Raw genomic sequence first — 24542 nt, forward strand, 5'->3', positions numbered from 1 at the left:
CTTAAAGCATCTTCCACAGAGTATCGAAAATAATCTGTTGGGCTTTGGCGATGTCTTTTGACTCTAATACAACCGCCGAAGGGAAGTTATTACTGGCCAAGGAAATGATGGCACACTTTGGTGGGTAAATCGCAATGTAGCTGGCATCGACAGAGCCTTCGGTTTTAATCCACTTACGCTCAGATAATTCCGCTTCTTCACCACCATCACCCAAGGCAATGACTTTTACATTGATACCAAGCTTCACTCGCTGCTTTGTGTAGTTTGGAAAAGGGCGATACAAGTAAGGTCGAATGGGCTTAGAAGAAAACACACAATATTCTTTATGGTCTTGCGCTGAAACCACGTTTAAAATATCCCGCAATACCCATTCAATACCGTCATCGCCTTCATAGTAACGCACATTTGTGTGGTGATAATCTGGCTGCTGCTGGTGTAGGTTGGGAATGATTGTGTTCTTTAATGATTCAATGGTCTTATCAAGGCGAGTACGTTTTTCTTCTGCTAGGTTGAGTAAAATATCAGGGTTTTCCGCTGTAAAAAAACGACGTTTCCCTTTTGGGAAGTAACTAACAACGCCTTTACTTTGCAGTTGCTTAAGCGACTCATAAGCCGTTCCTCGGTTAATACCACTGTGTTCAGCAATGTCTCGAATGGAAGAAGGGCCAAGTTTTAACAAAGTTTGGTAAAGCTGAGCTTCTCGTGGCGTTAAACCAAGTTGTTCGAAGGCTTGTTGAATCATAAGGCTCACATATTCAGATGTCGGGTCATATTAATGATGTTAAAGAATACACTTATTGAAAGAAAAAATCGCAAAACGGCTCATGAGGAGAGAAAAGTGACAGATGAACAACGGTTTGGTGGCATTCGTAGATTATACGGAGATGCTGCTTATGAGCTTTTTTCTCAAGCAAATGTGTGCGTAATTGGCATTGGTGGAGTTGGTTCATGGGCTGCCGAAGCGCTCGCTCGTTCTGGTATTGGCACCATTACCTTAGTGGATATGGACGATGTGTGCATTACCAATACCAACCGTCAAATTCATGCATTGGATGGCAATATTGGCAAGGCCAAAGTGGATGCGATGAAAGAGCGCATTCAGTTAATCAATCCACATTGTCAGGTTGATTGCATCGAAGACTTTATCACCCCAGATAACATACCTGAGCTTCTTTCTGAGCCGTTTGATTACATTATTGATTGCATTGATAGTATTAAGCCAAAAGCGGCTCTGGTGGCTTGGTGTAAGCGTAACAAGCGTAAACTCATCACAGTCGGTGGTGCTGGTGGTCAAAGGGACCCAACTCGAATTCAAATTGCTGATTTGTCACGAACAGAAAAAGACCCACTGGCTTCAAAGCTCCGTAATTTTCTTCGTCGTTATTATAACTTTAGCCGTAATACGAAACGTCGTTTTGATATTGAATGTGTTTATTCCATGGAACAGCTTAGCTACCCACAAGGAGATGGAACTGTATCTAAACAGCGATTAAAAGGAGATACAGAAACAAAAATGAACTGTGATACAGGCTTTGGCGCCAGTACAGCGGTGACCGCTACTTTTGGGTTTGTTGCGGTTTCTAGAGTCTTGGAGAAGTTGGCGAGTAAAGCGAATAACGCCTGAAAATCAATAAAATATATTAGATAAGCAAACGCAGGTTCGTCCCTGCGTTTGCTTAAAGTGAAGCTAAAATTTAAATGCTAAGCGAATAGCTGATGGGCTTCATAGGCTGCTAGCACGGTTGCTGTCTGTGCTTGATGAGCCAAAATAAAAGCGTCCTCATAAAGGGTTTCATCGGGAAACTCTGTGATAAGTTGCACTGGCACATCAGGGTTTTGCACCTGATTAATCAGACACGGAATACCATTAATAAAACGGAAGTTAACCTCACCAGCATATTGCGTATAGAGATCGATCTGCTTTTGATTGAAAGAGACAAGGCCCGAAACCTGACTCAATCTAGCTGTCACAAATTGCAGAAACTTCTCTGTATAGCTTAGCCACTCATCTTCGCCATTGTGGCGTAAAATCAGAAAGAAGCCCTTAGGAATTGTCCACATATCAAAACCATGAGGCACATAACCGGATAATGGCCGTGTCCATTCATGTGACGGATAACCGTGTAGATTAATGTGCAAACAAGCCTGACTCCGTTGTTTCGCCTGCTGACGAATACTTTTTTCATAAAAAGGTTCGTGTTTCCTATTTTCTAAGTCATCTCCAAGGGCGGTATAACGTGCAGCGTGGTGCATATGTTTGGGATTATTCTGGATTAACCTTTGGTGCAGCTCATAACCATCAGGGTTTTCTAAAGGGGAAATAGAAAAGTGGCTGCGCTTTTTTTGAGAAAGTACTCGCACTGCTTTGAGTGCACCAACGACACCGGATGTTTCATTCGCATGCTGACCGCTACTGATCATCACAGGATGATCTGAACCAGTATGATAACGTCCATGAACTTGCCTACCTGTGATGGTTTGAGCGAAAAACGATTCACCTTCGACCTTATTTAATTCCGTTTCAATTTGTTCTTGGCTAATGGCTTTTTTAGCGTACTCAAGAGACTGAAAGCCTGTAGAGTTTTGTCGTTGGTATGTTTGTAATTCAACTTGAACACTAGCGTGTTCATCTTCTGTATAAAGAACATCTGGCACAATATGGCCGATTTGTCCTTCTCTTCCATGGGCAAGATAGCCACTTTTTACCTTGAACCATTCAAGAATAGAGAAATACAGATCCTCATGTAAGGCTTCTTTTAGGCTGATTGATTCATGATCATAAGGCAAATCCTGATCTTGATAAGGAAGGTGAACGGTGATTTTAAGCTCTTCAAAATACGGCTCTTTTTCCTGCCATGAATGCTGGCTAATGGCATTGAGCGTTTGATGAAAGAGCTGTTCATAATCGGTAATGACTTGCTCATTTTTACAAACACCTCGACTTGGATGAGTGATTTTTATCCAGCCTGTTGGGGACAAATGTTGTTCATTGATCAAAGTTGAGTGCAGATGATTCGGCGCAAACACGTTAACAACATGGGATTCACCAGAGGCTAATATCAACACCACTTCATAGTGATCTTGATGCTTTTCGCTGCCAATGAATTCAATCTCCTGCTTTTCCATCAGAGCAGACAACGGATAAGCCTCTAATAAAAAACGTTTTTCTGGCGCAGCATCATGAATCGGATAGATGACTTGTATTGCTTTAATATCGCTTTTTGGGAAGGGTAGATCTTCCATAAAAAAATGAATTAACGGCTTATAGGCGCTTCGTATTCTGGCTTTTACACCCAATTTCTGAAGCGACACTTCTGCCTTTTGTCTGTGTGCTTTATCGGCAAACACCCAAGCTTCAAGCGTACAATCTTGGTATTCGGATTGGCTAAATTCCTTAATCAGCCAATCCGTTGTGAGAGAAATGTGCGTGGAGAAAATAGAACTCATCGTGATGTTTTACCCGTTGGGTCCAAGCTGTCTCGTAGCCAATCTCCCAGTAGGTTTAAACCAAGCACCGTTAATAAGATAGCGATACCAGGAAAGACACTTACCCACCAAGCGTTTTGAATATAAGTACGACCATCCGCGAGCATTCCGCCCCAGCTTGGCGTAAGAGGGTCAACACCAAGTCCAAGGAAAGTTAAGCTACTTTCTAACAAGATGTTATTGGCAACGTTCAGCGTCATTAAGACAATCACAGGTCCGATTAGATTCGGCAAAAGATGGCGAAATAAAATGCTAAAATTGCTCACACCAATGGCTTGTGCGGATTGGATAAACTCACGATCTCTTAGCGACAACACAGAACCACGAACGAGTCTGGCGTATTGCACCCATTGGGAAATGATTAACAAAAAGATCATGTTCGCTAAACCGCCACCGACAATGGCAATAAAGGTAATTGCCAGAAGGATAAATGGCATGGCCAATTGCACATCAGCAAAACGCATAACGATGACATCCCAGAAACCACGGTAATAGCCAGAGACTAATCCCATAATCACGCCAAATACGACGGCGCCTGCAACAGACAAAAAGCCCACTTGCAAAGAAACACTTCCGCCAGAAACGACGCGAGCAAGAATGTCTCTGCCAAGAGGATCTGTACCAAAAATATGCTCAGGGTCAGCAAAGGGTGCTAATAGTCGAGCGGATAAATTAATCTTATCGGCACTTTGAAAGATCAGATCTGAAAAAATAACGAGAAAACAAATCCCACCAGTGAGAAGCGCGCCAAGAATAAACTCTAAGCTGTTATATCTGGATAAGCTTGAACGAAAACGATTGGTCATCATCTTTTACTCCGTGCGAATACGTGGATCAATTAGGCCGTAGGCAATATCAACCAAAAGGTTAACGCTGACGATAAGCATGGACAGAATGGTGATGACAGCTTGTAGAACAGGGTAGTCACGACCACTTACCGCATCGAATGCTAAAGATCCCAAACCAGGCCAATTAAACACACGTTCAATGACAACAATGCCGCCCAGTAATCCACCAAACTGCAAACCGAAATAGGTAATCAGAGGAATGGCGCAATTACGTAACGCGTGTTTGTACAGAACCGTGTTTTCACTCAAGCCTTTGGCACGAGCGACCATAATGTATTGCGCTTGTAAGGTTTCCAGCATAGAGGAACGCACCAAACGAACGTTTGTTGCCGTTAATATGATGGCCATGGTGAAAGCGGGCATTAAGAAACTTGTGAAACCATACATGCCACTCGGCGGTAACCATTGCAGCCAGATGGAAAACACCAACACCAACATAAGTGCTAGCCAGAAGTTCGGGAAAGACAAACCAACCAAAGACACGATACGAATCGTCTGATCGGCCCATTTTCCTTTTGATACAGCGGCTTTGATGCCAAGAGGAATCGAGATCACAATAGAAATCAGCATGACAGACACCGCCAGAATGAGCGTGGCTGGCAATGATGTGCTGATCAAGTCTGAGACTGGCGTGCCACCTAGGAAACTACGTCCTAAATCAAAGCTAAATAGTCCTAGGATAAATTCAAAATATTGAGCGAAGAAAGGTTTATTGATACCTAACGCTTCACGAATCAGTACCAAATCTGCCTCAGTCACGCTCCCTGCGCCTTGAGTCAGCATGAGAGCGGGATCGCCAGTTAAGCGAATAGCGAAGGCGACCAGTAGCGTAATGGCAAAGAGTACGAATATTGCCTGCAGTAATCTTTTTAGTAAAAAATTAGCCATGAGTGTTCCCTTATTAATCATAGAGATTGCTTCGCCTTAGAGACGAAGCAATCGTGTCTTCTTCGATTATTCGACAGTCACATTGTTTAGACGCATACGACTATCAGGTACAGGAACAAAGCCTTTTACTTTTTTAGATACAGCGAAAATGGCATTTAGATTGTAAAGCGGCATTTCTAACGCTCTATCTGCCGTGTAATTCGCAATGGATTTAAGGATCTCTTCACGTTGTTTACTGTCAGTAAGAGAGCGTTGAGATTCCAATAACTTATCAAGCTCTGGATCACTGTCGTAAGGGTTCCATTTTTCCCCTGTGTGATACATGAAGTAAGCCGTGTTGTCGTAATCTAACGTCCAACCGCCCCAACCTTGTTGGAACATTTCTCCTGTTTTTCCAGCAGGCACAATGTCATTGATAAGAACGCTGGTCTCATAAGGCTTAATCGTCGCATTCAAACCAATAATTTGTAGGTAACTGGCAATGGCTTGAGTCACTTCATTGAAGGTTGAATCATTGCCTCGAATGTCGATTTGAACTTTGGTCCCCGGTTTGATGCCAGCGGCTTTCAGAAGCTGCATGGCTTTCGCTGGATCGTATGGAAGCGGTGACATGTCAGGGTCATTACCAAAGGAAATTGGGCTCTGGAAGCTGCTAATAGCAGACGCTTGTCCACCCAAGATCGAATCGATAATGGCTTGGCGGTCAACACCGTAGATTAAGGCTTTGCGAACGCGTTCGTCTTTCGTAATGCCGTTTTTAGTATTAAAACGTAGGGCATAAACACTTGGGCTAACGGTCGTAACAACGTCTAATTCAGGGCTTTTCTCAATGGTACTGATCATGCCGATTGGAATGGTTGGTGGAATCACTAAGTCAACGCGACCAGATTGCAGTTCCGCAACCGCTGTAGAAGGCTCGCTGATAAAGCGATAATTTAGATTGGATAACTTAGGTGCGCCGTCCCAATGTTTGTCATAGGCCTCTAGCTTGATGTCCACTTTCGGCTCGTACGAAACAAACTTAAATGGGCCTGTTCCGACTGGGTGAGTGTTAAAGAAGTCTTCGCCTTTTTCTTGAATGTATTTAGGCGGCACAATCATCGCGCCGTAGCCTGCTAGTTTGGTTAGCAATACTGGATCAGCGGCTTTTAGATGAAAATCGACCGTGTGGCTGTCAATCACTTCAACGGATTCAATGGCCGCATAGTTCGAGCGTTGAGGGCCTTTTTTACCTTCGTCTCCCATCAGGCGATCAAAGGTAAATTTTACGGCAGAAGCGTCAAACTTTTCGCCATTATGAAACGTTACGCCTTGGCGCAAGTTAAAACGAATGCGGGTGCCGTTATCAAGTTGCTGCCAGGATGTGGCAAGGCCAGGTTCTAACTTAAGATCTGGGCCGCGATAGGTTAAGCCATCATAAATGTTCGTAGAAACCGATGCCCAGTTGATTAAAAAGGTATCGATTGGGTCCCAACTTCCCGGATCTTGAGGGGAAGAGACGGTTAATGTGCTTGCAAAACTAACGCTTGCTGCCGTGATGCTGGTAGCCATAACGATGGATTTTAATGCCATCGAAAAATACTGTTTGGTGTTCATTTTTATAGTGCTCCGTTCTTTCGTGATATGAGGGAATTATTATTTTTATGATGCGTCGGCGACAAAATGTCCCGGTGCAACTTCTGTGTGAGATACGATGAGAGGCTCATCACTCACGTGTCTGACAGGGCTTGGAATTTCGCCTGTAAGACGGCCTAAACTTCTTTCTATGGTTGGATCTGCCACAGGGACAGCGCTCAACAAACGTTTTGTGTATGAATGGGTTGGCGTTTCCAGCACTTGCTGTCGTGAGCCGAGCTCAGCTATTTGACCTAGGTACAAAACCGCCACACGATGGCTCATTTTTTCCACCACCGCCATGTCGTGGCTAATGAACAAATACGCAATGCCGTGCTCTTCTTGAAGCTCCATAAAAAGGTTGATGATTTGAGCTTGAATAGACACATCCAAAGCAGAAAGAGCTTCATCGGCAATGATGAGTTTTGGGTTAGAAGCGAGCGCTCGAGCGATACAAATACGTTGGCGTTGACCACCAGAAAATTGATGCGGATAACGTTTAGCGTGTTCTGCCGTCAATCCGACACGTTCTAAGAGCTCGTGAACGCGTTTTTGAATATTAGCTTCGCCTTGTATTAACTTATGGGTTTTGATCGGCTCGGCAATCGAAAAGCCAATGGTTTTTCGTGGATCAAGTGAGGCTAATGGGTCTTGGAAAATGTATTGAATTTCTTGGCGTAGCTTTTGTTGGTCTTCCTTAGACATATTGTAAAAAGGGTTACCTTCAAAGCTAATTTCACCGCTGGTGGCGGCTTGTAATTGCTGAATCGTTCGGCCAATGGTCGATTTACCAGAGCCTGATTCTCCAACCAGTGCTAGCGTTTCTCCCGGATAAATATCAAAGCTGACTTTTTCTACGGCGTGTACGCGGTGAGTCACGCGTCCCCAGAAGTCCTTTTTGGTATCGAAACGAGTAACAAGGTTTTTAACGGAAAGAAGGGGCTTTTCGTTATACCGTGCGGTGTTTTGTGCTTTTTCTTCACCAACTAAGCGCAGTTGGCCATCTTCAATTGAATTAATTGGGAAGCGCTTTGGAAAAGCTTCTCCTGTCATGCTGCCTAGTTTTGGTACAGCGGATAATAAAGCTTGAGTATAAGGGTGTTGAGGGCTGGTAAAGATTTCTCTCACTGGGCCTTCTTCCACTTTTTGCCCTTTTAGCATCACCACAACATCGTCTGCGATTTCTGCTACGACGCCCATGTCATGAGTGATAAAAATCACCGCCATATTAAGCTCTTTTTGTAAGTCGCTCAGTATGGTTAATATTTGTGCTTGAATTGTTACATCCAGCGCCGTTGTTGGCTCATCAGCAATCAGGATTTTTGGGCGACAAGCTAAGGCCATCGCGATCATCACACGTTGTCTCATGCCGCCAGAAAGCTGATGTGGATAGCGTTTCAGCATGTCTTCTGCGTCAGGAAGGCGAACCATTTTGAGTAGTTTGCTGCTTTCTTCTAAGGCTTCTTTTTTACTCAACTTTTTATGAAGAGAAAGCGATTCAGACAGTTGGTCGCCAATCGTAAAAACAGGATTGAGCGATGTCATTGGCTCTTGGAAGATCATCGCAATGTCTTTACCACGAATGCGGCGCATTTCATCCTGCGACAAAGACAGAAGATCTGTTTCACCTTCTTCAGTCGAGAAAAGAATTTGGCCTGACGGATATTGAGCACCAGAGGTTTCTGCTAGACGCATGATGGATTGTGAAGTGATCGACTTACCTGAGCCGGATTCTCCTACAATGGCGAGTGTTTTACCTTGATGTACGCTGAAGCTTAAATCATCGATAACTCGGGATGGACCGAATTCAACAGATAAATTTTTGACAGCGAGAATGGTCGAGCTTGAGTTATCTAGCACGGTAAATCGTCCCTTTATAATATAGTTTTAGGTTAACGAATTGAGTTTGTTCCTTTGACAAAGATGAGGAATGTATACGCCTAAGGTAATAATTCTTTTTCTTTGCTTATTCCTATAATGAAAACTTAATGTCATTATATCTACTTATATTTACGCATAGCTTATAACTAAACATTATGGGGTATTATGAAGTTTCGGCAGATTGAAGCGTTTCGATACACTATGTTGCAGGGCACAACGTCTGCGGCTGCGGAAAAAATGTATATATCTCAACCAGCTGTGAGTCGTTTGTTAAGTGATTTGGAAAGTTCGCTGGGTTTTACCTTGTTTGATCGACGCAAAGGGCGTTTATACCCAACGCTTGAGGCGGCGGAATTTTTTCGTTCCGTGGAAGAGAGCTTTTTAGGTATACAAAAGCTGGAATCCGTGGCGGATCGGATTCGTAATAGAACGCCGAGTGAATTAAAAATTGCTTGTACTTCCGCAATATCTAGCTCCTTGCTGCCTCTGGTTTTAAAGGAACATAAAAAGTTCTATCCAGCAGAGCGGGTGAGTATTTTAACCTTGCCTATGTCTGAAATTGTGATGAAGCTTCAGACAAACTCTATAGATTTAGCCGTTGGTTTGGAGTTGCCTCAGTTAGCAGGAATTGAAAGAGAATTTATTGGTAATGCTCGTTTTGTTTTTGCTATGCATGCTGATCACCCATTGAAAGAAAGAAGCAGTATTCGTGCGGAGGATTTGATTGGCGAAACGGTGCTTTCCGTTATCGACACTTACCCTGGATACTGGAATAAACTGGATCATGCTTTAGAGTCTGTAAAAGATAAGGTTCATCAAAGTATTCATATCGATACCTCTCATACGGCTTATGCGATTATCGCATCAGGATTATCTGTTGGTGTTTTAGAGCCTTTTGCAGCAAGAGCTTGGAGCGGAAGAGGGGTGTTAACTCGAAGTTTTGAACCTGCTGTTTATTACCCTTATGGCATTGCCTACCCGACAAACATAAAACAGCATGATTCATTGCATAACTTCATTCAGACGATTAAAAGCGTTGTGCCTGATATGCCGGAATTTGAGAAAAGTTAAGCCTGTATTTTATCCAAAATTCCCAATACGCCATTGGTTCTAGAGCTGGTTAAATAGCTGGAAAGATTCAGCTCAGCAAGCTTTGCTTTTAAATCCATAGACTGGATGTTATCAGAGGTTTTTCCTTCCACTAAGCTTAGGATGGCGACCAACACGCCACGCATGAGTTTGGCGTCGCTGTCGGCTTTAAAGTGGCGAATGCCGTCTATTTCTTCGATGATGAGCCAAACCGCGCTCTCGCAACCTTTTACCTTGTGTTGTTCTGTTTTCTCTGCGGCTGAGAGTCTGGATAAAGTTTTGCTTAAGGTGACAAGCGCTTTAAAAGTCTCTTCTTTGCTACGACAAGCTTGAAGCTGTTGTTTGATTTCTAGGTAATTTGCCATGGAAAACTCAATCCTCGCCCAATAAGTCGATGGCTTCTATTAATACATCACAGAAGCGATCAGCTTCTTCCATCGTATTATAACAAGCAAAAGAAGCGCGTAATGTGCCCTCGACACCAAGCGTTGTCATTAAAGGTTGGGCACAGTGTGACCCAGATCTAACGCCTATTCCTTGGCTATCTAGGTAAGAATTCAAATCTAGAATATGAATATTGGGTACAGATAAAGAAGCCAAGGTTGTGTTGTTTTCAGGCGAATGAATCTTAATGTTTTCGTTGTGAGAAAGTCGTTTATAAACATGGGCGGCGAGGAATTGTTCCCAATCCAATAACGCCTTTCGATCTTGTTTCTCGATGAAATCACAGGCCGCCGCCAAGCCAATCGCGCCTTCGATATTCGGTGTTCCAGCTTCTAATCGATAAGGTAAATCATTGAACTCTGTTGTTTGATAAGACACTTTTCGCACCATTTCTCCGCCCGTTTGGTAAGGCGATAAGGCCTCTAATGCAGGTGCTTTTCCATACAAAACACCAATGCCCGTTGGGCCATACATCTTGTGTCCAGAAAAAACATAGAAGTCGCAATCTAGCTCTTCTACATCCACAGAATAATGCGCTACCGCTTGCGCGCCATCCACCAAGGTTAGCGCGCCTTGTTGTTTGGCTAGGTTTAACATGGTCTTTAGTGGCGTACTGACGCCAATGGCGTTAGATATGTGAGTCGCTGCGAAGATTCGTGTTTTTTGCGTAAAGTAGGATTCGTATTCCGTTTTCCATTGACCATCGGCTTCCAGCGGTAAGATACGCAAAACAGCACCGGTTCGATTTGCCAATTGTTGCCAAGGCACCAGATTCGCATGGTGTTCCAAACTGGTAATCAGAATCTCATCGTCTTTCTCTAGTGAATGCTCTAACCCATAAGCCAGCATATTAATGGCTTCTGTTGTGCCTTTTGTCCAAATCACATGACTGTCTTGTGGCGCACGAATAAATCGTGCCACTGTCTGGCGAGCGTTTTCAAACTGACTGGTGGCTTTGTCGCTGAGAAAATGCGCGCCACGATGCACGTTCGCATTGGTGTTGCGGTAATAGTCTTGAATGGCATCTAAAACGCACAAAGGCTTTTGAGTGGTCGCGGCATTATCTAAGTACACAAGCGGATGACCATGGGCCATTTGATTCAAAATTGGAAAAGAAGAGCGAATAGATAAAGGATCAAAAGCCATGTTTGTTGTGTATCTCACTAGTAAAACGCAGGAATTGTATATTAACTTCCATCAAAATCGGGAAATATTGGCCTTTTACTTGCGTTTTTTTCATACAGATATAATGATTGATAACAGATACTAGATGACAAACCAGAAAAGGTACAAAGCAGTGGCAGATTTTTTATATAAGGGTGTCGTAGATTGGTTTTTAGATCAGATGTCACAAGAATCCATTGTGCCCGGCGATCGTATGCCATCTCTACGAGTCTTATCAAAAGAGTTGGGCTTGAGCTTAAACACCGTTATACATGGCTATGAGCTTTTAACGAAAGATGGCTGGATTGAGTCTCGCCCTAAATCTGGCTATTTTGTTTGTCATCGAAGCGACACTAAACCTGCTTTATTGCTAGCAGGTGAAACTCTTCAAAAGCTCTCCAGCGAAGGCGTAAAACCCGCTTGGTCTTGCCTTACTCATCGTGGCGCATTAGTTGATCAAAGCGATGCCTTTTTGAACCCTGTTACTCGTCAAGATGATCTTCATTTACCTGTATTGGGCAAAGGGCAATTAACGGCTCGCGAGTCTGTGAGCGAGTATTTGAAAGGATTGGGTATCAAGGCTCATGCCTCGCAACTTTGGTTGGGTCATTCTCCGTTAGCGGTTTTTACGCAGAGCGTTCAAAGCTTAACCAAGCGAGACGACACAGTGCTTGTATTGGAGCCTTGTGATCCGAGACTGACAACCACATTGCAGAGTCTTGGAAGGCAAGTTATTACAATAAGCGCAGGTGATCGAGGCGTGGATTTGGATTTGGCTATTCGTTGTTTACGAGACGAATCCATTAGCTTGATTGTGTTGCCAGGTCAGTTTTCTTTTCCGGCTGGACAGCTAATAAGTAACTTAAGCTTACGCCGCTGGCTTGCCATAATCGAAGAAACAAAATTGCCTGTGATCGAATGGGATTTGTGTTCGCATCTAGCCTACCGTGCGGGCCCGATTTTGACTTATAAGTCTTTAGATCAATCGGATCACATTGTTTATATCGGAGGCGTTGAATCAAAAGGCTTTGGTCGTTCTGCTAGTTGGTGTTTACCGGGTCGATATCAGGCTTTGTTAGAAGGTGCATTTCTTGGTGCGGATATGGCGCTTAGCGACGCTCAACAAACCGCATTAAGTGAGGCTTTGCAGCCCAATAGTAAGCGCTCATTAACACGCCGAGCAAGAGACGTTTGGGCAAACTCTGAGCGTGTAAAAGCACATTTAGAAGCTCGTCTTGGTGAGCATATTAGCTTTGCGACAAGCAAAGGTGGCATGTCACTTTGGATGCATTTATCTGAGCCTTTAGATGTCAGCAGCTTAACTTCATTATTAGCGACTTTTAGGCATGCCATTGTTCCTGGTGCATTAGTAAGTCATGAACCAGACGCGAATCATTGGTTAGCCGTGAATGTGACATTGGATGATGTCGAACCATTGGCAAACGCTTTGTCAGAGCATTTGGCAATTAATCAGCATGAGAAGGAAGACTTAGCAGTAGAAGAAACCACAGTTGAAGAGCTCGATTCTGAAAAAATTGTGCCTGAGAAAATTGAGTCTGAAGAAGTGTCGCCTGAAGCCAAAGCGACAGAAGAAAGTGTAGAGAACGAACCTTCTGACAAACCAGCAGCAGAAGACAGTGATAAGAAATCACGCAATGCCAGCACAGATCCGCTTTATAATCCCATGCTTGACCTCATCAATCATGACTTTGGTTAATTCTATTCTGTTTCATATAGAGTCTTATTTTGTTGCCGCGTCAAACATATCTAATTGTTTATTATAAATCTCACTTTCCATATCGAATGCCCCCATAACACTGTGAAATACATTTGCTTGGGTACTTTCTTCTCGTTCCTTAAGCTTATCTACAGAAATATGATTCTGATCAATAAAGGTTTGTGACATCCAAACAAGGAAAGGTACTTTTAGTTGCTGCTCTGGAGCGATAGAGTAAGGAGTACCATGTAGGTATATGCCACCTTCACCTAGAGATTCTCCATGATCAGACACATACAGATAAGCGCTTGAAGTGTTCTCTAGCGTCTCTAGTGACAGCCTTAACTGATGTAGAAAGTGGTCATTATATAAAATAGTGTTGTCGTAAGCGTTTACAAGTTCCTCTTGAGTACAATTATTGAGCTCAACGGAACGGCAAACAGGTTTAAATACCTCGAACTCACTTGGGTACTTACTATAATAAGAAGGGCCATGACTGCCAGTTTGATGCAACACAACAAAGACTTTTTGTTTCTCTGATGCTTCGATTTGTTCTGTTAAATTTGTTAATAAAACACCATCGTATTCGCATTCAACGCCTTTACATTCCGCTTTTAAATTACCAGACTTCAAGTAACTAGAAACCTTGATTGGTGCCTCTCCCCAGTTTTTAGTACGCCAAATGACGTCAACTCCTTGTCTTTGTAAATAGCTAGGTAATGGTTCAAAATTTTCAGAAAAAGGACCACTAGGGTCAACGTGTGACAAAATACACTTCACTGATGCCGTGGTGTAACTGGAACAAGATGTCGCATTTTTCAGTGTAATTACATCAGAAGCTGAGAGTAGTGGGTTTGTTTGTTTTTTATAGCCATAAAGTGAGAAATTCTCTGCTCTTGCTGATTCTCCAATAACTAACACAACTACTGTTTTTTCGTTTGAATTGAAATTCGCATCAGGTAATAGTGTTTGTACAATATTCTGTTTGGATTGCTCATTATGAAAACGAATGACATTGCCTACATATGACCAAGGCATAATCATACCGCCTAACTGCTTCGCGTGTTTATCTATCCAAAGCCAATTGTTTGCTGACACCCAAGCCCATGAAAAGGTTACTACTACCGTTATAATCAGGTGAATAAATAAGCGTAAGCGGTGCGTTTTTGTAATGGAAGATCGAGCAATGAAGTAAGCAGGAAGTAAGCCTAACAGGACAAAATAAATAAACATTTTGAGGCTAAGAAATTGCTCTGCCTCAGAAACTTGCGTATTGAGAATATTGCCTATCATAGATTTATCTAGAATGACGTTATAAGTCATCACAAAATAAACCGCAAAAGAGTTAGCTAAAACTAATGTTATACAAATTGCTTTCCCTAGACGCCTAGATAGAATGAATAAGCTATAAAATACCAGAGCAGTCACTAAGTAAACGATGGCAAACACAGTAATAATTGTTTGGACACCATTCCAAGAACCAATATCAAGGTTGTCTAGCATGAATGAGAGTAAAGGCCAGTTATATAGCGCTGTATTAAGCGATATAGCGAAGACAACAAAAGTCGATGTGCTGAATTTAGTCTGAGAAAAATATCTAAAAATAGAGCAAAAACTCATCATTAGTTTAGCGAAGAAAGATGGATTTTTTTTCATTGGAGAGTTTATCCCTATTAACCTTAATACTGCGTCTATTGTTAACGCATGTTAATACATAAAAAATATAACAGTTCCTTTTTTTATATTTTTTATGTATATATTGTTTATTTTTTGCTTCATATGTATAGAATGTGTATATAAATGCAATTTATATACACATTTTCAACGACTAAATCAACATACACATTGTATTAGAAGCAGGACTTTCATATATGCATTCCCACCTGATAAAAGTGTCTACAAATTATAGATCTTTAATAAACAAAGCAAAAGCGACTGAAATCACTATTTGTCAACCAAGTGTTCAGGCCTTACTTGTTACTGCCGCTCTTTTAGCTGCAGTTGCTATCTTTGGTTACATTAGAAGTGGTTATCAGTTTGCTTTCATGACCATTAATAGCCTTTCTCCGTATGTTCCTGATGTTCTATTAGAAAATGTGACGATATTTGGCGATGGAATATTTCTGTTAACCTTAATTTTACTGTTTTCCTGCCGAAATATTCAGTTTCATTGGACTGTACTATTCACTAGTTTGTTGGGTGCTATTATTGTTAATTTGTTGAAAGATTATTTTTCTATGCCTCGCCCGCCAGCAGTACTTGACCCAGAAACTTTTAATCTAATTGGTAAGGCTTATAAGACGCGAAGCTTTCCTTCTGGTCATAGTTTGACAGCATTCTTGTTAGCAACAATTTGTTTTTGTTATGCCAAAAACTGGTATTTGAAAACATCTTTTATTGTTCTTGCTGTCATGGTCGCTTTGAGTCGAATATTACTAGGTGTTCATTGGCCTATGGATGTTTTAGTTGGTGGTGCTTTAGGGATTGTAATTGGTGTGGCAGGGATGATTATCACAAGTAAATGGAAGGCTGGTGTGTGTGCCTATGTACATCTGTTTACATTAAGTTTATTTGTGATTTCTTGTATTGTTGTTTTTGTTGAAGGTAATGACTACGAGTTAGCCTTGCCTTTATTGTATATTGTCGCGACTGCTGCATTGCTGCGGTTGATAAGAAGTTATGTTTTGGTTAGATAACTTTTACAAATTTCAATGGATATAATAAAGGCGCTATGAAAGCGCCTTTTTTATTGTTTCTAACATGCTGGTGTGGTTTTTGTAATCCAACGGGATAGGCATAAGTCTATCTCCAATCAGCAGAGCTAATGAAGGGAAAGAGTTTAAGCCAAGGTGTCTTGCTTGTTCGATCTCTTCTTCAAGAAGTTTTTCATTTTTAACGTGTGACATGGCTTTCTGGAAGCTGTCTGCTTTAAGTCCTATGTGCTCTGCGCATTCCGTTAAAGTGTCTATGTCTGAAGGGTTTTTCGCTTCAAGGTAATAGGCTTTTTGAATGGCATGGTACATTTCTTCCTCTAAGCCTGTGTCTCTTGCTACGTAGCAAGCTCGACAAGCAGGGTAAGTAGAACGACGAGGAGAAGCTGTGCGCCAGAAGTCGAAGTTAAACTCTGTCCCCAGTGTCATTTGGATGTTTTTCCAAGTGCTTTCTAGCTTGTATTTCATGTCTTCTGGCATTGGAAGGTCAGAATCAATCGCCAAGCCACCTAATAGCGGTTGTATTGTTAATTGACCTGAGTCGATTAAACCTTGTAAGGATTTTTGTAGCTTCGTCCAAGTTGGACTGAATCCCCAGCACCAGCTGCACATTGGGTCGTAACAGTAAATTAATGTGGCCGTCATTTATGGCTCCAATTCTCAATATCGACAAAAAAGTGATCCATAAGGTAACAGCCTATTTAGTGGTAAAACAATACGCCTGAGTGCAATAGGCATAAAAAAACGGCCAATGAAGTCATTCATTAGCCGTTTTAGAAAGACTATTTAAGCTTAGTTTTTCAAGATTGCTGCAATGGCATCACAAAGTGGTTCCATATTCTCGTGGGTCATACCAGCAACACTTATTCGTCCTGAGCCTACGATATAAATACCGTAATCTTGGCGAAGTTGAGCCACTTGATCTGGGGTTAATCCAGAGAAAGAGAACATGCCTTGCTGTTGAGAAATAAAGGAGAAGTCTTGGTTAACGCCTTTGGCTCTCAATGTATTAACAAACAAGCTACGCATTTCATGAATGCGAACACGCATGTCTTTCAACTCACTTTCCCATAAAGCATAAAGGTCTGCATCGTTAAGTATTTCAGCAACGACAGCTGAGCCGTGGGAAGGTGGGTTTGAATAGTTAGTGCGAATACAGCGTTTTACTTGAGTGAAAGCGGTTTCCGCTTGCTCGGCTGTGTCACAAACAATCGTCAATGCACCAACACGTTCATTATAAAGGCCAAAGTTCTTGGAAAACGAGCTGGCAATTAGCATTTCAGGAACGTGCTCTAAGAAAGTACGTAGACCTTGAGCGTCTTCCGTTAAACCTTGTCCAAAACCTTGATAAGCAAAGTCGAACAAAGGTAAGAAGCCTTGCTTACTGCAAAGTTTCGCTAATTGATACCACTGCTCAGGTGTTGGATCGATACCTGTTGGGTTGTGGCAGCAACCATGGAATAGCACAACATCGCCTTCTGGGATTTGAGACAAGCTTGCAAGCAATGTTTCAAAGTCCAAAGACTTAGCGTCAGCGTTGTAATAAGCGTAGCTGCCGACTTCTAAGCCAACAGATTGAAAGACGGATTGGTGGTTTGCCCAAGTTGGGTTACTGACCCAAATCGTGGCTTCTGGTAAATGCTTTTTAATGAATTCGGCTGCAACACGTAAAGCACCAGTACCGCCAGGAGTATGGGCAGTCTGAGCGAGTTGCTTGGCAATGATTTTGTGGTCGCTGCCAAATAAAAGTGTCTGCACCGCAGAACGGTAATCAGGTGCACCCTCGATGCTGAGGTAACTTTTGGTTTTTTCTTTGGTTAACAAACGTTCTTCCGCTTGTTTTACCGCTTTTAGAATGGGTGTATTGCCTTGCTCATCTTTGTAAACACCAACGCCCAAGTTAATTTTATTAGGGTTAGTGTCATTTTTATAAGCGTCATTTAGACCAAGAATAGGGTCTGCAGGAGCCGCTTGGATATGTTCAAACATGGTAACTCCCCCAAGAGGGTTATTGTCTGTTTTTATTAGGAATTAGAAGATATAAAAATCAGGGCTAATGTTACTCTAAGACGCCATTGACCGCTATAAATTGAAAGACAGAAGAAGGATATTATTACGACTAAACACGTTTTTTACAAAAGGTGTGATTTTTTTAGTGAAAAACACACGCTGCCTAAGCGTAGTCGTTAGGCAGAAGAATGTGCTTGTTTGGTTTTAAGAGAGTAGAGCTTTACTCATCCCAACCGTTTGAAGTGTTGTCTTGCAGACGCTTTAGCTCTAAATGCTGTTCAATGGCTCGTCGCGCCTTTAACATACGCGCAGCGTCTTCTTTTTGGTTATTCTCTTTCATTTCATTGTCTAAGCTAATAGACGCATGCATGATATCAGTTTTTACTTCGGTTAAAGTTTCAGAATAATTGCTCATCGTAATACCCTTTTAGCTTTGTAATAACAGATGAAACGCATAGATCACTGTTATCAGCAGTGGAAAAAAGTCAAAATAGACAGACAACTCATTTTCTACTTAATAAAAAACGGAAATCGATCAAAAATCAATCTCTTTTTACGCGTTTTTTATGACAAAAAAATTAATTAATCATGGCGGAATGTAATGGACGTTTCTTTTATCCTAGACTCACTGAATGACAAGCAACGAGAGGCTGTCGCGGCACCGTTGCAAAATAGCCTTGTGTTGGCGGGCGCTGGGTCAGGAAAAACTCGAGTATTAGTACATAGAATTGCATGGCTAATGCACGCTTATGAATTATCACCTTACAGTCTGATGGCCGTAACCTTTACCAATAAAGCGGCCCGTGAAATGCAGGGTCGTATTGAAGAATTGGTTGGTGTTCCGCCGCAAGGTATGTGGGTCGGGACTTTCCACGGCTTGGCTCATCGCTTGTTACGCGCACATTGGCGCGATGCTGGATTGAAAGAAAATTTTCAGATCATGGACAGCGATGACCAACTTCGTTTGATAAAACGAATCATGCGAGAGCTACAAATCGATGATACGCGCTGGCCGCCTAAACAAGTGTCTTGGTTTATCAATGCTCAGAAAGACGAAGGTCGCCGAGCAGCTCACGTACCAGACAGCCATGACCCTTTTACCAAAGGCATGCGTGAACTCTATTACCACTACGAAGAAGCCTGTGAACGTGGTGGCTTATTAGACTTTGGTGAGCTGCTACTGCGTGCTCATGAGCTCATGCTAAGTACTCCTGCATTATTGCGCCATTATCAAGATCGTTTCCGCCATGTGCTGGTGGACGAGTTTCAAGATACCAATACCATCCAATACGCTTGGTTGCGCATTATGGTAGGCGATCAAGGTACGATTACCGCTGTGGGCGATGACGACCAATCTATTTATGGCTGGCGTGGCGCGAAGATAGAAAACATCCAGAGTTTCACGAAAGACTTTAAAGACGTTGGCACCATTCGATTGGAGCAAAATTACCGCTCTACTGGTCATATTTTGAATGCGGCCAACGGCTTGATCAAAAACAACGATGACCGCCTTGGGAAAGAGCTTTGGACTGACAGCGGAGAAGGCGATCCGATTTCCCTATATGCAGGGTTCAATGAGCAAGACGAAGCGCGCTTTATTCTTGGCATCATCAAACAATGGCGAGACAAGGGCACATCTTTGTCGGACATGGCGGTTCTATATCGCTCGAATGCTCAGTCACGAGTGATAGAAGAATGCCTTGTTAGGGAACAGATTGCTTATCGAATTTATGGTGGACACAGATTCTACGACCGTTTAGAAATCAAAAATGCCTTAGCTTATGCACGTTTGGCGCTTGATCCTAACGACGATGGCGCGATGGAGCGAGTCGTCAATGTACCGCCTCGTGGTATTGGCGAGCGCAGCATTGGGACGCTACGGGAAATTGCTCGTGATAATGGCTGTTCTATGTGGGATGCCGCTCAAGAAGTGGTTCGACAGTCGCTTATGCCAGCAAGAGCCACTAATGCGATTAAGTCCTTCTTACATCTTATTGAAGGTTTGAGTACGACTGTCCAGCAGCCGGATTTGAACCTGAATGACATCTTTGAACAAATCATTGAAGAAGCTGGTTTGATTCCTTTCCATGAGAAAGAAAAGGGCGAAAAAGGCGAAGCTCGAATCGAAAACTTGAAAGAACTTGTCGGCGCCGCAGGTGGATTCAGCTGGAACGATGAAGACGAAGAATTCAGTTCACCGTTAATGGCTTTCCTTGATAAAGCGGTATTAGACGCTGGCGATGCGCAAGCAGATGAATACCAAGATGCAGTGCAATTGATGACGCTTCACTCGGCCAAAGGTTTGGAGTTTCCGTTGGTGTTCTTAACTGGCGTAGAAGAAAACCTCTTCCCAAGCAAAATGTCGTTTGAAGAACCGGGCAGACTCGAAGAAGAACGTCGCCTTTGCTATGTGGGCATCACTCGCGCCATGGAAAAACTCTACATTACGTATGCGGAGTCTCGTCGCTTATTTGGTAGCGAATCCTTTAACAGTCCTTCTCGATTCATCAAAGAGATTCCACCGGAATGCTTGGAAGAAGTACGCTTACGTTCGCAAGTGAGCCGACCTGTTTCTATGCAACGCCCAGACTATCAGTTTGAAAAAAACAAACTGCAAAACAGCAATGTCTTGAACAGCTATAAAGCCCCAGAAGTCACAGTGAACATGGGCGATCGAGTAAGTCATCCTGTGTTTGGTGAAGGCTTGGTGGTGAACTACGAAGGCCAAGGCCCACAAGCTCGTGTACAAGTGAACTTTGATGACGAAGGCACCAAATGGTTAGTTTTGTCCTTCGCTAAATTGGAAGTGATTTAGGGTCTTATTAGGTTAAGTAAGACCGAGTAAGGATTTATTTGCGCCTGTTTCGCAAGCTCAACGCGTCGGCATAAATTCCTTACTCGGTTTCTTTTTAGGTGGTTAGAAGAAAAAATTATGAATCTAGATAATGTAATACACATTACTTCTACATATTTAATTCCTTTTTTAGGGCCTTCCTTTCTTAGGTGTTGTTATTGGTGCTTGGCTAACAAATTCATTTTTTCCTTTTAGATTAAAGCGTAGAGAGTGGCGCTGGGAAAAAGAGTTGTGGGCGAGGGAGCTATTTTTTGAAACACTTTCCCGAATTAGCTTTATTTCAGACCATTATCTAAAGGGCGAATATTCAGAAAAATTTTCAATGTCTGGTTTAAGTTTATCTGAAGTAGACAAGGAAATTACATGCTTAATTAAAGAGCTTCATTTACAAGGGTTTAAACTTCGATTGTATTTAGACCAAAACACTAGAAAGATATTTGACGACTATTTATTAGAGAGTCAAGATGCATACGATGAAGCTAAAGATAGTTGGCATCAATGGGATTATGATGACCATCAAGCTGAAATAGAACATACAGAAAATACGATACTTTCTCAAAAACAAATAGCAGATAAAGCATTAAAGTATTTTGAGGTATAGCCTTATTATTACCTTTCACTTTCACTTTCACGTCCATGCCAGAGGCGTAGAACGATGATGGTATTTCTATGTATGGAGTAACGGATAATATAGCTCCCAAATATCATGTCTCTAATTGAGTCTGGTAAAGGTGCTTGTGGTACTGGTTGGCCAATGTGAGGGAATTCAGGAAGTAGAGATATTTTCTCTACGAGTTCTTTAGCCACTTTTTTTGCAGCGATAGGGTTATGAAGAGCAATAAACTCTCTTAGTCGTTTTAAGTCGGTAATGGCTTCTTCCGTGTAAACCAGTTTCATTATTTTACCTTAGGAGCATCTTGCTCTTTTTCTGTTCCCCAGCCGTTTAGCCATTCATGAACTTCGTTACTTGCGACAACCTTTCCTTGTGTTGCGGATTCCATCGCTTCTAGTGTTTGCTTCCAGCGATCTTCTTCAAGTTGTTGTTTTTCTATATATTCATTTAATGCTTGGTTAATTAACCAGCCTTTGCTGCGCTGTAGCTTATTTGCCAGTGCTTCTAAATGCTGCTCTGTTTCTGCTTGTAGTCGTACCGTTGTAACACTCATGATTTGACCTCGAATACAAAAAAATACATTGTAATACACTATAAGATATTTCCTTTTATCATTTACGGCAAATTATATTTCTAGGCGTTAAACTGTTCACCAATCTAAAAAATAAAAACAAAGGAGTAAGGTGTGGCTATTCGAGTAGGTTTGATTGGCTTTGGTTTGTCTGGGCGTATTTTTCACGCGCCTTTTGTGTTGAATGATGCTGAGATGGAGCTGGCGTATGTTTGCAGCTCTAAGCCGGACGAAGTGAAGGCGACTTTATTTGATTGGAGTGTACCGGATGCGGTTGTGTCGCCGTCTGCGGAAGCGGTCTTTCAAGCCGATGATGTGGATTTGGTGGTGATTACGACGCCGAATAAGCTGCATTTTGATCAGGCAAAACAAGCGCTTGAGCATGGAAAGCATGTTTTATTAGAAAAACCATCTGTAACCAGTGTTGAAGAGATAGAAGCACTTTGTATCCTAGCTAAGCAAAAAGGCTTGGTATTTTGTGTGTATCAAAACCGTCGCTTTGATGGTGATTTCCAGCGTTTGCAGGCATTAATTGCTGGTGGCGGGTTAGGTGAGTTGAAACAGCTAGAGTCTCGCTTTGACCGTTTTCGACCTGTTCCTCAAGTGAGATGGCGCGAAGAACCTGGCGTTGGTGCTGGGATTTTTTGGGATTTAGGGCCGCATTTGTTGGATCAGGCTTTGTGTTTGTTAGGAACTCCAGACTGGATTCAAGCCAGTATCGACATATTGCGAGAAGGCGGTAAAACGGCTGATACGTTTGAAATGGAATTGGGTTATGGCGATAAACGCGTACGCCTTGGCCACAGTTCATTTGAAGCGGGTGATATGCGCCGATTTAATGCTCGATTTACCAAAGGCAGTTGGCAATGTGTTGGTTTAGATCCGCAAGAAGACGCATTGCGAGCAGGGCAAATGCCTTGGGAAAGAGAGTTTCCTTCCAAAGCTTCTGAGCAATCTAATCAGCGATTTGTGGCACAAGCTTCAAATCAGATTGAGAAGGTTGAAGAAGATCCGACGCAAGGCAGTTACGCCGCATTTTATGGCCAGCTTCGTGACGCTATTCTTTATAAAAAAGAAGCGCCTGTGCCGATGAAGGATGCTTGTGAATTGGTTTATGGATTGTGTTTAGCAGAAGCGTCTGCAAAAAGCGGACAGCGATTATCTTGGAATTATGTCGCTAGTATTTAGCCATTTTCCTTCTATTTCCATGAAAAAGAGAATTATTCATAAAATAAGGACTTTTTTCATGGAAAAGGGTTGAGCAAAATTCCTGCACTTCTTATTATCTCTCGCCCCTTTTTTGTTTTATGCATCTAAAGGGGATCGTCTAAGGGTTATTGTCTGTTTGATTCCATAATAAAAATATAGCGAAAGGTAGGATTAGACTCTGTCTTTGGCTGACTATATCAAGGCATTTTTACATGCCATAAACAGATTCATATTTAGTAACTGGCTTCCTGAGGGAAAAAAATGCGTAATTTAATGGTATTAGGCAAATTGGCGACGGCCAGTTTGTTGGCTTTGTTTTTGGTCGCTTGTGGCGAATCAGAAAAAAACGAAGAACAAGCTTCAGCGACAGATAAAGTTGAAACTTATGAATGGAAAATGGTCACGTCTTGGCCGAAGAACTTTCCTGGGCTTGGTACGAGTGCAGAATCTCTCGCACAGAATATATCTAAGTTATCTGGTGGTCGCTTAAAAATTAAAGTTTATTCTGCTGGTGAGCTTGTTCCTGCATTAGAAGTTTTTGATGCTGTCTCTCGTGGTACGGCCGAATTGGGGCATAGCACAGCATATTATTGGAAAGGTAAGGTACCAGCAGCACAGTTTTTCTCTTCTGTGCCTTACGGTATGACAGCGCAAGAGTTTAATGCTTGGTTGGAATACGGTGGCGGTATTGAACTATGGGAAGAAGTATACGCTCCGTTTAACATTACTCCTTTGGCAGCCGGTAACACAGGGCCACAAATGGCAGGTTGGTTTAATAAAGAAATCAACTCTTTAGATGATTTTCAAGGTCTAAAAATGCGCATGCCAGGCATCGGCGGCGAAGTTCTAAATCGTGTTGGTGCAATAGCGGTTAATTTACCAGGCAGCGAAATATTTACCGCGCTGCAAACAGGTACGCTTGATGCAACTGAGTGGGTTGGTCCTTATAACGACTTAGCCTTTGGTTTATATCGCGCTGCGAAATACTACTACTACCCTGGTTGGCAGGAATCTGGTTCAGCGGTTGAGCTTTTAGTTAATAACGATGCAATGGCGACGTTACCAGAAGACTTGCAAGAGATTGTTCGTACAGCTACCCAGCAAGCTAATCTTTCTATGCTAAGTGAATTCACAGCACGTAATGATGCTGCTTTGGAAACATTGCTTAATGAACATCACGTACAGTTGAAAAGACTTCCTGATGACCTTTTAGCGGCATTAAAAGTCGCGTCGAAAGAAGTGCTTGAGGAAACCGCTAGCGCAGACCCAATGAGCCAAAAAGTTTATGACTCTTTTGAAAGCTTTTTAGGGTCGGTTAGTAAATGGCACAACATCTCTGAGCGCGCATTCATTAATGCACGAGCTAACGATTAATTATTGTGACAATTGTTATCTTAAGCCCTGCTAGTTTAGTGGGGCTTATTTTATGGTTCTGGAAATCCA

Annotated in this window: 22 protein-coding genes; 8 read left to right on the forward strand and 14 right to left on the reverse strand. The window is 42.4% G+C overall.

Annotated elements, in window-relative coordinates:
• Nucleotide 1: 1 nt before the first annotated feature.
• On the reverse strand, nucleotides 2–742 hold the full coding sequence (locus AC0L46_RS08415; RefSeq protein ID WP_414681595.1) for a TrmB family transcriptional regulator: 741 nt from the start codon (nucleotides 740–742) through the stop codon (nucleotides 2–4).
• 96 nt (nucleotides 743–838) lie between these two features.
• On the opposite strand from AC0L46_RS08415, the gene tcdA reads away from it, so the two are divergent.
• Complete coding sequence (gene tcdA, locus AC0L46_RS08420; RefSeq protein WP_473502895.1) at nucleotides 839–1624, forward strand: tRNA cyclic N6-threonylcarbamoyladenosine(37) synthase TcdA; 786 nt, start codon at nucleotides 839–841, stop codon at nucleotides 1622–1624.
• Between the two features lie 77 nt (nucleotides 1625–1701).
• Here the strand turns inward: tcdA and AC0L46_RS08425 are convergent, their stop codons facing one another.
• The 5 genes from AC0L46_RS08425 to AC0L46_RS08445 form a co-directional block, all read right to left on the reverse strand.
• A complete protein-coding gene (locus AC0L46_RS08425; protein ID WP_473502897.1) occupies nucleotides 1702–3447 on the reverse strand; it encodes a M14 family metallopeptidase in 1746 nt (581 codons plus the stop codon).
• On the reverse strand, nucleotides 3444–4295 hold the full coding sequence (locus tag AC0L46_RS08430; RefSeq protein WP_473502899.1) for an ABC transporter permease: 852 nt from the start codon (nucleotides 4293–4295) through the stop codon (nucleotides 3444–3446). The genes AC0L46_RS08425 and AC0L46_RS08430 overlap by 4 nt, the downstream gene beginning before the upstream one ends.
• A gap of 3 nt (nucleotides 4296–4298) precedes the next feature.
• Nucleotides 4299–5222: an ABC transporter permease gene (locus tag AC0L46_RS08435; RefSeq protein WP_473502901.1), complete on the reverse strand. Its 924-nt coding sequence runs from the start codon at nucleotides 5220–5222 to the stop codon at nucleotides 4299–4301.
• A 66-nt stretch (nucleotides 5223–5288) separates the two neighbouring features.
• Nucleotides 5289–6818: an ABC transporter substrate-binding protein gene (locus AC0L46_RS08440; protein WP_473502903.1), complete on the reverse strand. Its 1530-nt coding sequence runs from the start codon at nucleotides 6816–6818 to the stop codon at nucleotides 5289–5291.
• A 45-nt stretch (nucleotides 6819–6863) separates the two neighbouring features.
• Nucleotides 6864–8696 (reverse strand): ABC transporter ATP-binding protein, encoded by a 1833-nt coding sequence (locus AC0L46_RS08445; RefSeq protein WP_473502905.1) that lies wholly within the window; start codon nucleotides 8694–8696, stop codon nucleotides 6864–6866.
• A gap of 186 nt (nucleotides 8697–8882) precedes the next feature.
• Between AC0L46_RS08445 and AC0L46_RS08450 the strand changes: the two genes are divergently transcribed.
• Entirely contained in the window at nucleotides 8883–9788 is a 906-nt protein-coding gene (locus AC0L46_RS08450) for a LysR family transcriptional regulator (protein WP_338269565.1), read from the forward strand.
• Here the strand turns inward: AC0L46_RS08450 and AC0L46_RS08455 are convergent.
• Nucleotides 9785–10171 (reverse strand): SufE family protein, encoded by a 387-nt coding sequence (locus AC0L46_RS08455; protein ID WP_473502907.1) that lies wholly within the window; start codon nucleotides 10169–10171, stop codon nucleotides 9785–9787. The genes AC0L46_RS08450 and AC0L46_RS08455 overlap by 4 nt on opposite strands.
• A gap of 7 nt (nucleotides 10172–10178) precedes the next feature.
• On the reverse strand, nucleotides 10179–11396 hold the full coding sequence (locus AC0L46_RS08460; protein WP_473502909.1) for an aminotransferase class V-fold PLP-dependent enzyme: 1218 nt from the start codon (nucleotides 11394–11396) through the stop codon (nucleotides 10179–10181).
• A gap of 151 nt (nucleotides 11397–11547) precedes the next feature.
• On the opposite strand from AC0L46_RS08460, the gene AC0L46_RS08465 reads away from it, so the two are divergent.
• Complete coding sequence (locus AC0L46_RS08465; protein ID WP_473502911.1) at nucleotides 11548–13131, forward strand: aminotransferase class I/II-fold pyridoxal phosphate-dependent enzyme; 1584 nt, start codon at nucleotides 11548–11550, stop codon at nucleotides 13129–13131.
• 24 nt (nucleotides 13132–13155) lie between these two features.
• Here AC0L46_RS08465 and eptA read toward each other — a convergent pair whose 3' ends face one another.
• Nucleotides 13156–14787, reverse strand: a complete 1632-nt coding sequence (gene eptA / locus AC0L46_RS08470) for a phosphoethanolamine--lipid A transferase EptA (RefSeq protein WP_473502913.1) — start codon at nucleotides 14785–14787, stop codon at nucleotides 13156–13158.
• Nucleotides 14788–15002: 215 nt separating this feature from the next.
• Between eptA and AC0L46_RS08475 the strand changes: the two genes are divergently transcribed.
• A complete protein-coding gene (locus AC0L46_RS08475) occupies nucleotides 15003–15827 on the forward strand; it encodes a phosphatase PAP2 family protein (protein WP_473502915.1) in 825 nt (274 codons plus the stop codon).
• A 33-nt stretch (nucleotides 15828–15860) separates the two neighbouring features.
• Here the strand turns inward: AC0L46_RS08475 and AC0L46_RS08480 are convergent, their stop codons facing one another.
• The 3 genes from AC0L46_RS08480 to AC0L46_RS08490 form a co-directional block, all read right to left on the reverse strand.
• Entirely contained in the window at nucleotides 15861–16487 is a 627-nt protein-coding gene (locus AC0L46_RS08480) for a DsbA family protein (RefSeq protein WP_473502917.1), read from the reverse strand.
• Between the two features lie 147 nt (nucleotides 16488–16634).
• Nucleotides 16635–17831: an amino acid aminotransferase gene (locus AC0L46_RS08485; RefSeq protein WP_414681611.1), complete on the reverse strand. Its 1197-nt coding sequence runs from the start codon at nucleotides 17829–17831 to the stop codon at nucleotides 16635–16637.
• A 241-nt stretch (nucleotides 17832–18072) separates the two neighbouring features.
• Nucleotides 18073–18267, reverse strand: a complete 195-nt coding sequence (locus AC0L46_RS08490) for a PA3496 family putative envelope integrity protein (protein ID WP_414681612.1) — start codon at nucleotides 18265–18267, stop codon at nucleotides 18073–18075.
• Between the two features lie 186 nt (nucleotides 18268–18453).
• On the opposite strand from AC0L46_RS08490, the gene uvrD reads away from it, so the two are divergent.
• On the forward strand, nucleotides 18454–20667 hold the full coding sequence (uvrD, locus tag AC0L46_RS08495; protein ID WP_414681613.1) for a DNA helicase II: 2214 nt from the start codon (nucleotides 18454–18456) through the stop codon (nucleotides 20665–20667).
• Between the two features lie 361 nt (nucleotides 20668–21028).
• The gene (locus AC0L46_RS08500; RefSeq protein ID WP_473502920.1) at nucleotides 21029–21307 is read left to right on the forward strand and encodes a hypothetical protein; all 279 of its coding nucleotides are present in this window, start codon (nucleotides 21029–21031) and stop codon (nucleotides 21305–21307) included.
• Between the two features lie 8 nt (nucleotides 21308–21315).
• On the opposite strand, the gene AC0L46_RS08505 is transcribed toward AC0L46_RS08500, so the two are convergent.
• Entirely contained in the window at nucleotides 21316–21603 is a 288-nt protein-coding gene (locus AC0L46_RS08505) for a type II toxin-antitoxin system RelE/ParE family toxin (protein ID WP_473502922.1), read from the reverse strand.
• Nucleotides 21603–21872 carry a CopG family ribbon-helix-helix protein gene (locus AC0L46_RS08510; RefSeq protein ID WP_473502924.1) on the reverse strand — a complete coding sequence of 90 codons (270 nt, stop codon included), beginning with the start codon at nucleotides 21870–21872 and terminating at the stop codon, nucleotides 21603–21605. The genes AC0L46_RS08505 and AC0L46_RS08510 overlap by 1 nt, the downstream gene beginning before the upstream one ends.
• Nucleotides 21873–22004: 132 nt before the next feature.
• Here AC0L46_RS08510 and AC0L46_RS08515 point away from each other — a divergent pair, with 132 nt between their 5' ends.
• The gene (locus AC0L46_RS08515) at nucleotides 22005–23078 is read left to right on the forward strand and encodes a Gfo/Idh/MocA family oxidoreductase (protein ID WP_473502926.1); all 1074 of its coding nucleotides are present in this window, start codon (nucleotides 22005–22007) and stop codon (nucleotides 23076–23078) included.
• Between the two features lie 282 nt (nucleotides 23079–23360).
• A complete protein-coding gene (locus AC0L46_RS08520) occupies nucleotides 23361–24473 on the forward strand; it encodes a TRAP transporter substrate-binding protein (RefSeq protein WP_414681615.1) in 1113 nt (370 codons plus the stop codon).
• The last annotated feature ends 69 nt before the right edge of the window (nucleotides 24474–24542 follow it).

This window comes from Marinomonas sp. 15G6-16, assembly GCF_055809555.1.